Origin of the sequence: Streptomyces sp. NPDC052107 (assembly GCF_040680215.1) — a bacterium.
In the GTDB taxonomy this organism is placed as follows: domain Bacteria; phylum Actinomycetota; class Actinomycetes; order Streptomycetales; family Streptomycetaceae; genus Streptomyces.
Genome location: NZ_JBFAWG010000002.1, coordinates 342,010 through 356,752, shown reverse-complemented (window position 1 = coordinate 356,752; position 14,743 = coordinate 342,010). Strand labels below are relative to the sequence as shown.

The window sequence follows — 14,743 nt, the reverse complement described above, 5'->3', positions numbered from 1 at the left end:
AGAGATCCTACAAGGACTCCGGCGCTCGGTTGGCGCGCACCATGTCGACGAACAGGGAGTGCACGCGGTGGTCGCCGGTGAGTTCCGGGTGGAACGACGTGGCGAGCGCGTTGCCCTGGCGGACGGCGACGATGTGGCCGTCGTGCTCGGCGAGCACCTCGGCCTTGGCGCCCACGGATTCCACCCAGGGGGCGCGGATGAAGACGCCCTCCACAGGATCGCCTGTGACGCCCTTCACGTCGACCGCGGCCTCGAACGACTCGTTCTGCCGGCCGAAGGCGTTGCGGCGCACGATCATGTCGATGCCGCCGATGGTCTCCTGGCCCGAGCGCGGGTCGAGGATCTTGTCGGCGAGCATGATCATGCCGGCGCACGTGCCGTAGACGGGCATGCCCTCGGCCACGCGCGCGCGGAGGGGCTCCATCACGCCGAAGAGGACGGCCAGCTTGGAGATGGTGGTGGACTCGCCGCCGGGCAGGACGAGGCCGTCGACCTCGGCGAGTTCCTCGGGGCGCCGCACCGGCCTGGCCACGGCGTCGGCCGCGGCCAGGGCGATGAGGTGCTCCCGTACGTCGCCCTGGAGGGCCAGGACGCCTATGACGGGTGCGTCAGTCATGTAGGTGCAGTTCCTCGGTTCTTACCAGCCGCGGTTCGCGTAGCGCTCGGTCTCGGGGAGGGTGTCGCAGTTGATGCCGACCATGGCCTCGCCGAGGTTGCGGGACGCGTCCGCGATGATCTTCGGGTCGTCGTAGAAGGTGGTGGCCTTCACGATGGCGGCGGCGCGCTTGGCCGGGTCGCCGGACTTGAAGATGCCGGAGCCGACGAAGACGCCCTCGGCGCCGAGCTGACGCATCAGGGCCGCGTCGGCCGGGGTGGCGACGCCACCGGCCGAGAAGAGGACCACCGGGAGCTTGCCCAGCTCGGCGACCTCCTTGACCAGCTCGTACGGGGCGCGCAGCTCCTTGGCGGCGGCGTACAGCTCGTGGTTGTCGAAGCCGCGCAGCTTGGCGATCTCGTTCTTGATCTGGCGCAGGTGGCGGACGGCCTCGACGACGTTGCCGGTGCCGGCCTCGCCCTTGGAGCGGATCATCGCGGCGCCCTCGGCGATGCGGCGCAGGGCCTCGCCCAGGTTGGTGGCGCCACACACGAACGGGGTGGTGAAGGCCCACTTGTCGGAGTGGTTGACCTCGTCGGCCGGGGTCAGGACCTCGGACTCGTCGATGTAGTCGACGCCGAGGGACTGCAGCACCTGGGCCTCGACGAAGTGGCCGATGCGGGACTTGGCCATGACCGGGATCGAGACGGCGTCGATGATGCCCTCGATCATGTCCGGGTCGGACATACGGGCCACGCCGCCGTCCTTGCGGATGTCGGCCGGGACCCGCTCCAGGGCCATGACGGCGACGGCGCCCGCGTCCTCGGCGATCTTCGCCTGCTCCGGCGTGACGACGTCCATGATCACGCCGCCCTTGAGCTGCTCGGCCATACCGCGCTTCACGCGGGCGGTGCCGGTCTCGGGAGCCTGGTTCTCGATGGTGGACACGGGTGACCTCACTGATGTGAAAGGTGGTTGATGCTTCACCGAGGAAACGCGAGTGGACCAGGCCACAGCAAGGGCCAATGGCAAGCCGGTGGATCCTTTTCGTCCAGGGAGGGTTCCCCCGGGGTTCAGGAGACCCGCTCCACCAGGGCCGCGGGAGGCTCGTCGTCCATCTCGAAGGCCAGCGGGAACGGGGCGTGGCCGGCCAGCCGGAACCAGCGGACCTTGCGGTGCTCGCGGAGCCTGCGTGCGGCTCCCACGGCGTCGTTGTGGAAGCGGCGGGCCATCGGGACCCGGCGTACCGCCTCGGCCAGCTCACGCGCCGCCTCCTCCCCTCCTGGGGCGTCCCTGACAGCCTCCACCTGCGCCGGAGCCTCGAAGACCGCGCGCAGCGCCTGGCTCAGCTCGCTCTCGGCGACCTCCCTCTGCTCCTCCTCGGCCTGCCGGGCGGCGTGCGCTGCCTCGTACAGCACGATCGAGGCTGCCGGGTCCAGCACGCCGGAGGTGGCCAGTTCCTGCGCGACGGAGGCCCGGCGCAGCAACTGCGCGTCGAGCGCGGCCCGCGCGGCGTCCATCCGCACATGCAGCCGGTCCAGCCGCCCGGCCGTCCAGCTCAGGTACACGCCGATCGCGACGAGCGCGACAAGGATCCAGATGAGGGTTGCGGTCACGCCGGAAGGCTATCGGGCCGCCGTCCCCGGGCTCGAAGCCGTCGGCACCCCACGGGGCCCTCCAGCGGCCCGTCGCTGACGCGGGACCGGCCCCGGGGCCGTCGCTGCCGCTGAGGGCGGTCCGGCGCCGGCCCGACGTCGTACCGGGCCTCAGTCCCGCGCGAGCCCGAAGCGTGCCCGGAGCCCTGTGGTGCGTTCGTCCGCCGCGACCGCTGCCGCGCCTGCCGTCACGGTCTCGTAGACGGACAGGATGTCCGCGCCGACCGTCGACCAGTCGAAGCGCCGTACATGGGCGCTGCCGCGTTCACGCAGTTCCGTGCGGCGGGCGGGGTTCTCCAGGAGGCGTACGGCGGCGTCGGCGAGCGCGTCGGCGTTCTCGTTGGCGAACAGCTCGCCCGCCTCGCCCTGGTCGAGGACCTGTACGAAGGCGTCCAGGTTGGAGGCGAGCACGGGGGCGCCCGCCGACATCGCCTCGACGAGGATGATGCCGAAGCTCTCGCCGCCGGTGTTGGGCGCCACGTACACGTCGACGCTGCGCAGAAAGCGCGCCTTGTCCTCGTCACTGATCATGCCGAGGAACTCCACACGCGCGCGTAGCTCCTTCGGGAGCTCCTCCACGGCCGCCTCCTCGTCTCCCCGGCCGGCGACCAGGAGGCGGGTCTGCGGGCGGGCGGCCAGGATCTTCGGCAGGGCCTTCATGAGGACCGGCAGGCCCTTGCGGGGCTCGTCGATACGGCCGATGAAACCGATGGTGTCGCCCTGCCAAGCGGGGTTCGGGTCGGCCTTGGCGAAGAAGTCCACGTCGACGCCGTTGGGGATGACCACCGCGTCCCCGCCCAGGTGCTCGACCAGCGTCCGGCGGGCGTACTCGCTGACCGCGATCCGCGCGCTGATCTTCTCCAGGGCCGCCTGGAGGATGGCGTACGCGGCGATCATCGCGCGCGAGCGGGGGTTGGAGGTGTGGAAGGTGGCCACGATCGGGCCGGAGGCCGCCCAGCAGGTCAGCAGGCCCAGCGAGGGCGAGGTCGGCTCGTGGATGTGGACCACGTCGAAGGCGCCCTCGTGCAGCCAGCGCCGCACCCGCGCGGCCGAAAGGAAGCCGAAGTTGAGGCGGGCCACCGAGCCGTTGTACGGCACCGGGACGGCGCGGCCGGCCGAGACGACGTACGGCGGCAGCGGGGTGTCGTCGTCGGCCGGGGCGAGCACGGACACCTCGTGGCCGAGGCGGAGGAAGTACTCGGCGAGGTCGCGGATGTGGAACTGGACGCCACCGGGCACGTCCCAGGAGTACGGGCAGACGATCCCGATTCTCACGAGGGTCCCTTCGCGGGGTCGAGGTCGGCGAGCCACAGCCGCTGCAGCATGTGCCAGTCCTCCGGATGGTCGGCGATCCCGGTGGCGAAGGCGTCGGCCAGCGCCTGTGTCATGACAGACGTCTTCTCGGCCCGGCCACCTGACTCGGGTACCTCGATCGGGGGATGAACCTGCCCCTGCATGACGGGCGAGTCGTCGTACCAGAGCGTGACCGGGAGCAGCAGCGCGCCGGTCTGCTGGGCGAGCAGGGCCGGGCCCGCGGGCATCCGGGTCTTCTCGCCGAAGAAGTCGACCTCGACGCCGGAGGCGGACAGGTCCCGGTCGGCGACCAGGCAGACCAGGCCGCCCTCGCGCAGCCTGCGGGCCAGGGTGCCGAAGGCGGAGCCGCCACTGTGCGGCAGGACCTCCATGCCGAGGCCCTCGCGGTAGGCGACGAAACGGTCGTACAGCGTCTCGGGCTTGAGCCGCTCGGCGACCGTCGTGAACGGAGTCTCCAGCTTGGTGGTGACCCAGGCGCCGGCCAGGTCGTAGTTGGCCATGTGCGGCAGGGCCAGGATCACGCCGCCGGCGGCCAGCCCGTCGGTCAGGAAATGTATGTCCTTGGGGTCGAAGCCCGACTTCACCCGCTCGCGGCTCCAGGCCGGCAGCCGGAAGGACTCCATCCAGTAGCGCAGGTACGAGCGCATCCCCGCGCGCGACAGCTCGCGCAGGCGCTCCGGGCCGGCGTCGGGCACCACGCGGGCGTAGTTGCCCTCCAGCCGCAGCACGCCCTTGCCGCGCTGCTTCCAGACGAGGTCGGCGATGGTCTGCCCGAGCCGGACCGCGACCGGTTCGGGGAGCTTCTTCACGGTGCCCCAGCCGAGCCCGTACAGGCCGTCGGTGAACCGTTCCGCGGCGCTCATTTCGCGGCCTCACTGGGGCTCTGCCGGGCCGCTTCGGCCTCGGCCTCGGCGGACTCGCGGCGGACGGTGACGACCCGCTGGATCAGCGTGACGAGGCTGCCGACGGCGACGATCCACAGGGCGATCGGCAGCAGCCACTGGATGCCCGGCACACCGAACGTGTGCAGGCCCGCGAAACCGGCCGCGACCAGCGAGATGACCAGGCGCTCGGCGCGTTCGACCAGACCGTTGACGGCGACCGGCAGCCCGATCGACTCGCCGCGCGCCTTGGTGTACGACACCACCTGGCCGCTGGCCAGGCAGAAGATCGACACGGCGCACAGGACGTTGTTGTTTCCGTTGCCCGCGTACCAGAGCGCGAAGCCGCCGAAGATCGCGCCGTCGGCGACCCGGTCGAGGGTGGAGTCCAGGAAGGCGCCCCAGCGGCTGGAGCGGCCCAGCTGGCGGGCCATGTTGCCGTCGACCAGGTCGGAGAAGACGAACAGGGTGATCACGACCGTGCCCCAGAAGAACTCGCCCCGGGGGTAGAAGACCAGCGCGCCCGCGACCACTCCGGCCGTCCCGATGAGCGTGACCGTGTCGGGGCTCACGCCCCGGCGGATGAGAAACGCGGCGAACGGCGTGAGGACACGCGTGAAGAATGCACGCGCGTACTTGTTCAGCATGGCCTTCCCGACGGTCGGTGTCGCCGCGGCCCCTGGTGGCCGCCGGCTGGCCCATCGTAGCCACGCGCGCGTGCGCGTGGCGGGCGGGCCACCCGCGGCCCGTCGCGCGACCCGGTGCGCGCCGCCGTGCGCGGGGCGCGCGTGGCGCGATCGGCATGCGCGGTTGTCGTTCGTATGGACGCAGCGTGACGGGAGTGGAAAGCTCGAATAACCGCGGGCGACGCCGGAGCCGCCAGTGCACGCGGGTCCCGCGTGTCCGCGCCCACAGTGACCTCACCGTGCACGGGAGGCAGGATCATGGGCGACAAGACTCAGACGCACCACCCCGGGGCCGCCGGCAGGGCTCTGGAGGCCGACCAGCCCGCATCCGTACGGAACGTGGTGCTGGTCGGCCACTCCGGTTCGGGCAAGACGACCCTCGTGGAGGCCCTCGCGCTGGCCGCGGGGGCGGTGAACCGGGCGGGCCGCAAGGAAGACGGCGGCACCGTCTCGGACTACGACGAGATCGAGCACCGGCAGCAGCGCTCCGTGCAGCTCTCCCTGGTGCCGGTCGAATGGGACGGCATCAAGATCAACGTGCTCGACACCCCCGGATACGCCGACTTCGTCGGGGAGCTCAGGGCCGGTCTGCGCGCCGCGGACGCGGCCCTTTTCGTCGTCTCGGCCTCGGACGGCGTGGACGGCTCCACCCGGATGGTCTGGGAGGAGTGCGCGGCCGTCGGCATGCCGCGCGCGATCGTGGTCACCCACCTGGAGGCGGCCCGCGCCGACTTCGAGGAGATGACCCGGATCTGCGCGGAGGCCTTCGGCGGCGACGACCCCGATGCCGTGCTGCCGCTGTATCTGCCGCTGCGCGGCCCCGAGGGTCCCGACGGGCACGCGCCCGTGACCGGGCTCGTCGGGCTGCTGTCGCAGAAGCTGTTCGACTACTCGACCGGGGAGCGCAAGGAGTCCGAGCCCGGCGAGGACCAGTTGCCGAACCTCGAGGAGGCCCGCAACCGGCTCATCGAGGGGATCATCGCCGAGAGCGAGGACGAGACCCTCATGGACCGCTATCTCGGCGGCGAGCAGGTCGACGTCAAGACGCTGATCCAGGACCTGGAGCGGGCCGTCGCCCGCGGCTCGTTCTTCCCCGTCCTGGCGGCCGCCCCCGCCGCCGACGGCGCCAAACAGGGCCTCGGCACGGTCGAGGTACTGGAGCTGGTCACCGGCGGGTTCCCGACCCCGTTCGAGCACCCGATGCCCGAGGTCACCACCATCGACGGCAAGGCGCGCGAGCTGAAGCCGTGCGACACCGGCGGCCCGCTGGTCGCCGAGGTGGTCAAGACCTCCTCCGACCCCTACGTCGGCCGGGTCTCCCTGGTGCGCGTCTTCTCCGGCACCCTGCGCCCCGACCAGACGGTGCACGTCTCCGGGCACGGGCTGGCCGACCGCGGCCACGAGGACCACGACGTCGACGAGAAGGTCGGCGCGCTGTCCATGCCCTTCGGCAAGCAGCAGCGCCCGGTGACGCACGCCGTCGCCGGCGATCTGGTGTGCGTGGCCAAGCTCGGCCGGGCCGAGACCGGGGACACCCTCTCCGGGAAGGACGACCCGCTCCTGATGGAGCCCTGGCGGATGCCCGACCCGCTGCTGCCGCTCGCCATCCAGGCGCACAGCAAGGCGGACGAGGACAAGCTCTCACAGGGCCTGTCCCGGCTGGTGGCCGAGGACCCGACGATGCGTCTGGAGCAGAACCAGGACACCCACCAGGTGGTCCTGTGGTGCCTGGGCGAGGCCCACGCGGACGTCGCCCTGGAACGGCTGCGCAGTCGCTACGGCGTCCAGGTCGACGTCGTCCCGCACAAGGTCTCCCTGCGGGAGACGTTCGCGAACAAGGCCTCCGGGCGCGGGCGGCATGTGAAGCAGTCCGGCGGGCACGGGCAGTACGCCATCTGCGAGATCGAGGTGGAGCCGCTGCCGGGCGGCTCGGGCATCGAGTTCGTGGACAAGGTGGTCGGCGGCGCCGTACCGCGCCAGTTCATCCCGTCCGTGGAGAAGGGCGTGCGGGCGCAGGCCGCCAAGGGCGTCGCCGCCGGTTATCCGCTGGTGGACGTGCGGGTCACGCTGCTGGACGGCAAGGCGCACTCGGTGGACTCCTCCGACGCCGCCTTCCAGACCGCGGGCGCGCTGGCGCTGCGCGAGGCCGCGGCCGACACGCGGATCCATCTGCTGGAGCCGGTGGCCGAGGTGTCCGTGCTGGTCGGCGACGACTACGTGGGCGCCGTGATGAGCGATCTGTCCAGCCGGCGCGGCCGGGTGCTCGGCACCGAGCAGGTGGGTTCCGGGCGGACCGTGATCAAGGCCGAGGTGCCCGAGTTCGAGATCGGACGGTACGCCGTCGATCTGCGCTCGCTGTCGCACGGCACGGCACGGTTCGACCGCTCCTACGCCCGGCACGAGCCGATGCCGCCGCAGATCGCCGAACGGATCCGCGAACAGGCAGGTGACAACGGCTAGTTCAGTGCCGTCGCTGGGTTTGTGGGCGGGCGGCTTCGGCCGTCCGCCCGCCGGTTGTCGGTGGCGGCGGATACGCTGATCACGTGATCGGGTCGTGCGGCAGTCGTCCGGTTGTGACGGGTAATCGACGCGACGGCCTGTTCAACAGGTGTGCGGGGCAGGGAAGTCGGGAAGGCCGCAGAAGCGACACCGGCGGCGATGGGGGCGGGAATGTCGTTGGGAACGGAGTGGGACGGACCCCAGGTGCCCGTCTCGGGCGACGAGGGGCAGGCGGCGACCTCCGCGCTGGCCTCCGCGGCGTACCGGGACAGCCCGATGGAGGAGATCAAGAAGGCCGACAACGAGTGGCACGAGTCGACACTCAAGCCCGGCAGGATCGCACTGCTGAGGCCCAATCTCGGTGAGGCGTTCTCGCGGGCCGTGGTCGCCCGGATGCTCGCTCCCGGCCGCAAGCCGCTCATCCAGTCCTTCGGCTCCGAGCCCCAGTTCGTCGTGGAGCACTGCCTCGCGGCCAACAACATCCGCCGGGAGCGTGACAACCGCCTGACCGCCGTGACGGTCCTGTGCGGAGTGCTCTTCCTGCCCGGGCTGCTCGTCTGGCTGCTCGTCTTCCAACTGCGCACGTTCGTCGCCAAGCGGGAGGACAAACGGGTGGGTGCGCTCGCCACCGCCCTGCTCCTCGGTGTCGGCGTGCTCGCCGCGCTGTTCCTGATCAGGATGCCGTTCAGCGGCTTCTGGGCGTGGTACGCGCGGGCGTGCGTCGTGCTCCCCGTGCTCGGCTGGTTCTGGGCCAAACGGATCTGCGAGCGCACGGCCAAGGATCTGCGGGCCCGCTGGGACGGGCTGCTGTCGGGCACCAGCGTCGGCGCGAAGGTTCCCGAGGCCGTGCCGCGGAGCCCGGGCCAGACCGCGGCCGAGGAGCTGCGCCAGTCACTGGCCCGGCTCAGCGCCGAGCAGCAGTCGAACTCGGTCTTCTACGCCGGCCCCAAGGGCATACTCGGCATGGGCACCCGCTGGGGCGCCTGGCAGCTCGCCGAGGACCTGGTGCCCGCCGACCCGGCCCGGGAGATCCACCCCTTCCGCAGCTGGGACGTCATCCGCGCGATCCACGACCAGCTCGCCCTGCTGGAGCGCGGCCCGCTGAACACCGGCGGGTTCCCCAAGCCGTCCGTCAAGCACTGGATCGTCACGCCGATCGGCGAGAAGGCCACGGCGGTGTCCCGGCCCGAGGGCAGCGACGTCGAGGCCTTCCAGGTCAAGCCGCACGCGATACAGGAGATCTGCAACAAGCAGCAGTTCGGCAGCGGCGACCGGCACTATCTGGGTGTGCAGTGGACGCTGTGGGACGGGCAGCTGGTGCTCACCATGCTGATCACGGTGACGGTGCTGCACGAGACGCTGCGCATCGAGGTGACCGGTCATGCGCTGGGACCGGTGAACCCGCTGTTCACCTCCAAACCGGAGCCGCCGAGCAAGGAGGTCTCCAAGTCCCTCAAGCCCTGGGAGACCAGGAAGATCATGCTGCCGCTGGTCACCACCGACGAGGTGGTACGGCTGGCCGCGCGCGCCCCGCTGACCTGGTACCCGCCGGTGCTCAACTGGCTCGGCGGCTCGCTCGTCCTGCCCGAGCCGTTCGGTCTGCGGCACGCCTGGGCCGACCAGCCCTGGCGGCACCGCTTCATGGCCGACGACGCCCTGCGCGCGGCCACGCCGGTGCTCCGGGTCGTGCACTCGGCGGCGATCAGGGTGCTGGAGGAGAACGGCGTGGACACGGACAAGTTCGGCACGCGCTCGTCCTTCCTCAGCGGCCAGGTCCAGGACCCGACACCGAAGAAGGCCGACCTGTACGACGCGTGAGCGGTGTCCTCTGCCGAGGGCACCCGGGGCCTATGCCGGCCAGGCCTCCGCCAGCATCTTCCTGGTGTCGGCCAGCAGCTGCGGCAGCACCTTCGTGTGGCCGACCACCGGCATGAAGTTCGTGTCGCCGCCCCAGCGCGGGACGATGTGCTGGTGCAGGTGGGCGGCGATGCCGGCGCCCGCGACCGTGCCCTGGTTCATGCCGATGTTGAACCCGTGCGCGCCGGACGCGGTGCGCAGGGCGGTCATCGCCTGCTTGGTCAGCTCGGCGAGCTCCGCGGTCTCCGGACCGGACAGGTCCGTGTAGTCGGCGACATGGCGGTAGGGGACCGTCATCAGATGGCCACCGTTGTACGGGTAGAGGTTGAGTACGGCGTAGACGTGCTCACCGCGCCGGACGATCAGTCCGTCCTCGTCGGACTTGGCCGGGATCGTGCAGAAGGGGCAGCCGTCGTCGGCCCCCGGACCGGTCGGCTTGTTCTCGCCCTGGATGTAGGCCATCCGGTGGGGCGTCCACAGGCGCTGGAACGCGTCCTGCGTCCCCACTCCGATCTGCTGCTCCGGCTCACTCGTCATGCTAGGCAGCATATGGCTTCGCCCATTCGCGGCGTGTCGCCGGGGCGACAGGAAGAAGGGCACCGGCCAAGCTTGGCCGGTGGACGAAAGCCGTTCGGTGCGCTGGGCGCAGCGCACCGAGATCCCCCTCTTCGTGGCGTCGCTGGTCTTCCTGGCCGCCTATGCCACGCATGTTCTGGCCACGCGTATGCCCGCCTTCTGGCATGTCGTGTGCTTGTTCGTGATCCTGAGCCTCTGGTTGCTGTTCGCCGCGGACTACGTGGTGCGCTGGCGGCTCAGCGGACAGGGCCTGCGGTTCATCCCCACGCACATGCTGCACACCGTGGTGGTCATCCTGCCGCTGCTGCGCCCGCTGCGGATCGTTCCCCTGTACGACGCCGTTCAGCGGAAGGCCGGACAACCCCGGCTGTCGCTGCACGCACGCGTGATCTCCTACGCCGGCCTGTCCACCCTGCTGCTCGGCTTCTCCGGTGCCCTCGCGGTCTACCAGGCGGAACGCGGGGCGCCCGGCGCCACCATGCGTACGTTCGGGGACGCCGTGTGGTGGGCCGCGTCCACCCTGACCACGGTCGGCTACGGGGACATCACCCCGGTCACCCCGATGGGCCGGACGATCGCCACCGGGATGATGATCGGCGGCCTCGCCCTGCTCGGAGCGGTGACAGGCTCGTTCTCGTCCTGGCTGATGCAGACCTTCACCCGCGATGGAGACGAAAGGCCCCCGGGGCGCTGAACCTCCCCGGGGGCCTTCGTAACGGAGCGGGTGCCCGATCAGACCTGGGCCCGCTCCTGAACGACCTGCGCGATCTTCGCGATGGCCGCGTCGAACGGGATGCCGTTCTCCTGCGAGCCGTCGCGGTAGCGGAACGACACCGAGCCGTTCGACATGTCCTCGTCGCCCGCGATGACCATGAAGGGCACCTTCTGCTTCTGGGCGTTGCGGATCTTCTTCTGCATGCGGTCCGAGGAGGAGTCCACCTCGACCCGCAGGCCCTGCTTCCGGGCCGCGACGGCGAACTTCTCCAGGTACTCCACGTGCGCGTCGCCGATCGGGATGCCGAGCGCCTGGACCGGGGCGAGCCAGGCCGGGAAGGCGCCCGCGTAGTGCTCCAGGAGGACGGCGAAGAACCGCTCGATGGAGCCGAACAGCGCGCGGTGGATCATGACCGGGCGCTGCTTGGAGCCGTCGGGGCCGGTGTACTCCAGGTTGAAGCGCTCGGGCAGGTTGAAGTCGAGCTGGATGGTCGACATCTGCCAGGTCCGGCCGATCGCGTCCTTGGCCTGGACGGAGATCTTCGGGCCGTAGAAGGCGGCGCCGCCCGGGTCCGGGACGAGGGGCAGGCCCTGCTTCTCGGCGACCTGGCGCAGGGTCTCGGTCGCCTCCTCCCAGACCTCGTCGGAGCCGACGAACTTCTCCGGGTCCTTGGTGGACAGCTCCAGGTAGAAGTCGGTCAGGCCGTAGTCGCGCAGCAGGCCGAGGACGAAGGTGAGCGTCTTGTCCAGCTCCTCGGACATCTGCTCACGGGTGCAGTAGATGTGCGCGTCGTCCTGGGTGAAGCCACGGGCACGGGTCAGGCCGTGCACGACGCCCGACTTCTCGTACCGGTACACGGTCCCGAACTCGAAGAGGCGCAGCGGCAGTTCGCGGTAGGAGCGGCCGCGCGCGTCGAAGATCAGGTTGTGCATCGGGCAGTTCATGGGCTTGAGGTAGTAGTCCACACCCTCGTCGAGCTGCATGGGCGGGTACATGCCCTCGGCGTACCAGTCCAGGTGCCCGGACGTCTCGAAGAGCTTCCCCTTCGTCGCGTGCGGGGTGTAGACGAACTCGTAGCCCTCTTCCTCGTGGCGGCGGCGCGAGTAGTCCTCCATGACCCGGCGGACGATGCCGCCCTTGGGGTGGAAGACCGCGAGGCCGGAGCCGATCTGCTCCGGGATGGAGAAGAGGTCCAGCTCGGTGCCGAGCTTGCGGTGGTCGCGCTTCTCGGCCTCGGCGAGGAAGTCCAGGTAGCCCTTCAGCTCGTCCTTGGACGGCCATGCGGTGCCGTAGATGCGCTGGAGCATCGGGTTCTTCTCGCTGCCGCGCCAGTAGGCGGCCGCGTTGCGCATCAGCTTGAACGCCGGGATGTGCCGGGTCGAGGGCAGGTGCGGACCGCGGCAGAGGTCCTTCCAGCACAGCTCGCCGGTCTTGGCGTCCAGGTTGTCGTAGATCGTCAGCTCGCCGGCGCCGACCTCGACGTCCGCGCCGTCGTCGGAGGAGGCCGAGCCCTTGAGGCCGATCAGCTCCAGCTTGTACGGCTCGGCGGCCAGCTCCTCGCGGGCGGCCTCGTCGGTGACGACACGGCGGGAGAAGCGCTGCCCGCGCTTCTGGATCTCCTGCATCTTCTTCTCGACGGCCTTGAGATCCTCGGGCGTGAAGGGCTTCTCGACGTCGAAGTCGTAGTAGAAGCCGTCCTTGACGGGCGGGCCGATGCCCAGCTTGGCCTCGGGGAACAGCTCCTGCACGGCCTGCGCCATGACGTGCGCGGTGGAGTGGCGCAGGATGTTCAGGCCGTCCTCGGACGAGATCTCGACGCCCTCGACGGTCTCGCCGTCCTTGACCTCGTAGGCGAGGTCCTTCAGCTCGCCCCCGACACGCGCGGCGATGATCGAGCGCTCGCCCGCGAAGAGGTCGGCGGCCGTAGTGCCCGTCGTCACCACGCGTTCTTCCCGCTCGGAATCGCGTTGGATGATCACACGGACGTCTGACACCGGTCTCTCCTGACTGAAGGTGGGGTGCGGCGCCATACCAGGAGCGCGCGCACAGGCGATCGTACCGACCCCACGGCGCCGACCGCGAAACGGTCACCCACAGTCCCCTGTCCGATACTCCTCAGTCCTCGTCCCGGTACGCCTCCCCACAGGCCTCCTCGAAGAAGTCGAGGTTCTCCTGCAGGGACTTCATCAGCCGGTCCCGCTCGCCTTCGTCCACCTGCACGGGTACGACCCCGGAGGCGCCGGTGAGCCGGCGGAAGCCGCCCCGGCGCTCCAGCCGGCCGTGCACGCGCACCGGGAGTCCGACGAGGTGGGCGTGGCCGGCGATGCGGTAGTCCTCCTCGTCCAGGGTGACGCGGACGTGCGGGACGTCGGCTCCGTCGAGGACGCGCAGCCGGACGGTGCCCTCGCCGCCGGGTCCGGAGCGGCGCATGCGGACGACGGCGCCGGTGATCCGGACCGGTACGGAGGGTTCCTCGCGCAGATAGCGGGCGGCGGCCTCGCGCAGCACGGGCAGGTCGCCGGGTGAGAACTCGACGGGTTCGGCGGAGGGGGCGCAGCCCTCGGGGACCCCGGCGCCGGGCGCCCAGGCAACGGCGATCCGGGCGCCCTCGGTGCCCCGCACGAGCGCGGCCAGCGCCTCGGTGAGTTCGCGGCTGACGCCGGCCTCGACCGCGCCGTCGAAGGCGTCCATGCCGCCGGTGGCCCGCTGGTAGTCGACGGCCTCGCGGGCGGCGTACAGGGCCTGGTGCAGGCGGACGGCGAGCGTGCGGCCGGTGGGCACGGGCACGAAGGCGGTGAGGTGCCGGCCCTCGGCGGAGGGGCCGACGAGGACGTCCTGCAGCAGTGCGGCTGCGGCGCGGCGGTGGCGGGCGCCGTAGTACCCGGCACGCGCGCGTGTGGCGAGTGCGGCGGCGAGCAGCATCTGCCGGGCGGCGCCGCGCAGTTGCTCGTCGGCCGACCAGGGCGCGGCGCCGACGGGTCCGTTCGGGGTGTCCCGCCACCAGCGGATCTCGTCGCTGGGCACGGCGAGGGAGATCAGCACCTCGCGGGCGGCGGGGGTGTGGCTGCGGGCGAGGGCGTCGAGGGCCTCGCCGAGCAGGTCGTCGCTGTCGGGAAAGGCGCGGCTCTCCGGCACCAGCAGGCTGGTCCCGCCGGCGCCCGGCCCCGGCGGGGTCCAGCGGCCGTAGCGCCCGGGGGCCCCGCCGCGCCGCTGCCAGCCGTGCCGGTGCAGCAGGGCACCGAGCACGGCGGGGTCGACCTCGGCGGGCTGCGGGGGCCGGTTCCAGGCGAGGTCGTCGGGATGCTGCCGGACCTGGCGCGGCAGCTCCTCGTACGGACGGCTCCTCATGGCCTGCCTCCCGTCCCGACCCGCGTCATGATCTCGCAGAGCGCCCGGTCGTCGAAGATGCGTGTGGTCGGTATCCGCACGGTGGTCCGGTGCCGGCCCGTGATCGGGTGGCCGGCGAGGTTGACCCAGTAGCAGCAGTGCCTGAGGTCGAGCCGGTCGTGGCTGGCGCGCAGCCAGTCGTCCTGCGAGCGCGGGACGAGCATGACGACCAGGATCTTGTGCACCGAGACGGGTGTGCGGGCGAGCTTGCGCAGATGGTCGTTGTCGAGGGTGAAGGAGAAGGTGCGCCCCGGAGGGTTCGGCGCGACCTGGTACGTGGCCTTCAGCTGCACCTTGATGGTGACCTCGTCGTCGACGGTGTGTCCGGGCGCGCTGTGGCTGACGTGCCAGTCGATGCCGTTGTCCGGGAAGGGCTGGGACAGCGAGCAGCCGGCCGCGGCGGCGACCGCGTGCAGATAGCCGACCTGCAGTGTCTCCATGCAGGCGGTGGTGGCGAGCGTGCCGCGAAGGGGGCCCGTGCGATCGGGCAGCAGCCCGCCCCGCTCGGGCTGCGCTATGGCCATGACCAACAGCCTTCCAGGCAATGAGTTTCCCCGCTGCGGGCCGCTGAACAGCAA

12 protein-coding genes and 1 pseudogene are annotated in these 14,743 nt (G+C 71.0%); 3 read left to right on the top strand and 10 right to left on the bottom strand.

The genetic code is table 11. The annotated features are described in order from the left end of the window. Positions 1–7: 7 nt before the first annotated feature. The 6 genes and pseudogenes from pdxT to pgsA form a co-directional block, all read right to left on the bottom strand. Positions 8–616, bottom strand: coding sequence for a pyridoxal 5'-phosphate synthase glutaminase subunit PdxT (gene pdxT / locus AB0M27_RS03595; protein WP_365717455.1), 609 nt, complete (start codon positions 614–616; stop codon positions 8–10). Positions 617–637: 21 nt separating this feature from the next. Further along, complete coding sequence (gene pdxS / locus AB0M27_RS03590) at positions 638–1,543, bottom strand: pyridoxal 5'-phosphate synthase lyase subunit PdxS (protein WP_069781943.1); 906 nt, start codon at positions 1,541–1,543, stop codon at positions 638–640. Between the two features lie 125 nt (positions 1,544–1,668). Further along, positions 1,669–2,211, bottom strand: a complete 543-nt coding sequence (locus tag AB0M27_RS03585) for a hypothetical protein (RefSeq protein WP_365717453.1) — start codon at positions 2,209–2,211, stop codon at positions 1,669–1,671. A 150-nt stretch (positions 2,212–2,361) separates the two neighbouring features. Next, positions 2,362–3,525, bottom strand: coding sequence for a glycosyltransferase family 4 protein (locus tag AB0M27_RS03580; RefSeq protein WP_365717451.1), 1,164 nt, complete (start codon positions 3,523–3,525; stop codon positions 2,362–2,364). Continuing rightward, a complete protein-coding gene (locus tag AB0M27_RS03575; RefSeq protein WP_365717449.1) occupies positions 3,522–4,427 on the bottom strand; it encodes a phosphatidylinositol mannoside acyltransferase in 906 nt (301 codons plus the stop codon). Before AB0M27_RS03575 ends, AB0M27_RS03580 begins: the two co-directional genes overlap by 4 nt. Next, positions 4,424–5,147: pseudogene (gene pgsA, locus AB0M27_RS03570) on the bottom strand (phosphatidylinositol phosphate synthase). Before pgsA ends, AB0M27_RS03575 begins: the two are co-directional and overlap by 4 nt. 242 nt (positions 5,148–5,389) lie before the next feature. Between pgsA and AB0M27_RS03565 the strand changes: the two are divergent. Continuing rightward, entirely contained in the window at positions 5,390–7,591 is a 2,202-nt protein-coding gene (locus tag AB0M27_RS03565; RefSeq protein WP_365717448.1) for an elongation factor G-like protein EF-G2, read from the top strand. Between the two features lie 210 nt (positions 7,592–7,801). After that, the gene (locus AB0M27_RS03560) at positions 7,802–9,448 is read left to right on the top strand and encodes a hypothetical protein (RefSeq protein ID WP_365717446.1); all 1,647 of its coding nucleotides are present in this window, start codon (positions 7,802–7,804) and stop codon (positions 9,446–9,448) included. Positions 9,449–9,478: 30 nt separating this feature from the next. On the opposite strand, the gene AB0M27_RS03555 is transcribed toward AB0M27_RS03560, so the two are convergent. After that, on the bottom strand, positions 9,479–10,036 hold the full coding sequence (locus AB0M27_RS03555) for an HIT domain-containing protein (RefSeq protein WP_365717444.1): 558 nt from the start codon (positions 10,034–10,036) through the stop codon (positions 9,479–9,481). A gap of 67 nt (positions 10,037–10,103) precedes the next feature. Here AB0M27_RS03555 and AB0M27_RS03550 point away from each other — a divergent pair, with 67 nt between their 5' ends. After that, complete coding sequence (locus tag AB0M27_RS03550) at positions 10,104–10,757, top strand: ion channel (RefSeq protein WP_365717442.1); 654 nt, start codon at positions 10,104–10,106, stop codon at positions 10,755–10,757. 38 nt (positions 10,758–10,795) lie between these two features. Here AB0M27_RS03550 and thrS read toward each other — a convergent pair whose 3' ends face one another. From thrS to AB0M27_RS03535, 3 genes are all read right to left on the bottom strand, one after another. Beyond that, positions 10,796–12,772 carry a threonine--tRNA ligase gene (gene thrS, locus AB0M27_RS03545; RefSeq protein WP_365717440.1) on the bottom strand — a complete coding sequence of 659 codons (1,977 nt, stop codon included), beginning with the start codon at positions 12,770–12,772 and terminating at the stop codon, positions 10,796–10,798. A 121-nt stretch (positions 12,773–12,893) separates the two neighbouring features. Next, positions 12,894–14,126, bottom strand: coding sequence for a hypothetical protein (locus AB0M27_RS03540; protein ID WP_365717438.1), 1,233 nt, complete (start codon positions 14,124–14,126; stop codon positions 12,894–12,896). Beyond that, entirely contained in the window at positions 14,123–14,689 is a 567-nt protein-coding gene (locus AB0M27_RS03535) for a DUF4365 domain-containing protein (protein WP_055708375.1), read from the bottom strand. Before AB0M27_RS03535 ends, AB0M27_RS03540 begins: the two co-directional genes overlap by 4 nt. Positions 14,690–14,743: the final 54 nt, after the last annotated feature.

Coding starts and splice junctions, on each gene's coding strand:
- pdxT (WP_365717455.1), bottom strand. CDS start 616: ATGACTGACGCACCCGTCATAGGCGTCCTGGCCCTCCAGGGCGACGTA.
- AB0M27_RS03575 (WP_365717449.1), bottom strand. CDS start 4,427: ATGAGCGCCGCGGAACGGTTCACCGACGGCCTGTACGGGCTCGGCTGG.
- AB0M27_RS03565 (WP_365717448.1), top strand. CDS start 5,390: ATGGGCGACAAGACTCAGACGCACCACCCCGGGGCCGCCGGCAGGGCT.
- AB0M27_RS03560 (WP_365717446.1), top strand. CDS start 7,802: ATGTCGTTGGGAACGGAGTGGGACGGACCCCAGGTGCCCGTCTCGGGC.
- AB0M27_RS03555 (WP_365717444.1), bottom strand. CDS start 10,036: ATGCTGCCTAGCATGACGAGTGAGCCGGAGCAGCAGATCGGAGTGGGG.
- AB0M27_RS03540 (WP_365717438.1), bottom strand. CDS start 14,126: ATGAGGAGCCGTCCGTACGAGGAGCTGCCGCGCCAGGTCCGGCAGCAT.
- AB0M27_RS03535 (WP_055708375.1), bottom strand. CDS start 14,689: ATGGCCATAGCGCAGCCCGAGCGGGGCGGGCTGCTGCCCGATCGCACG.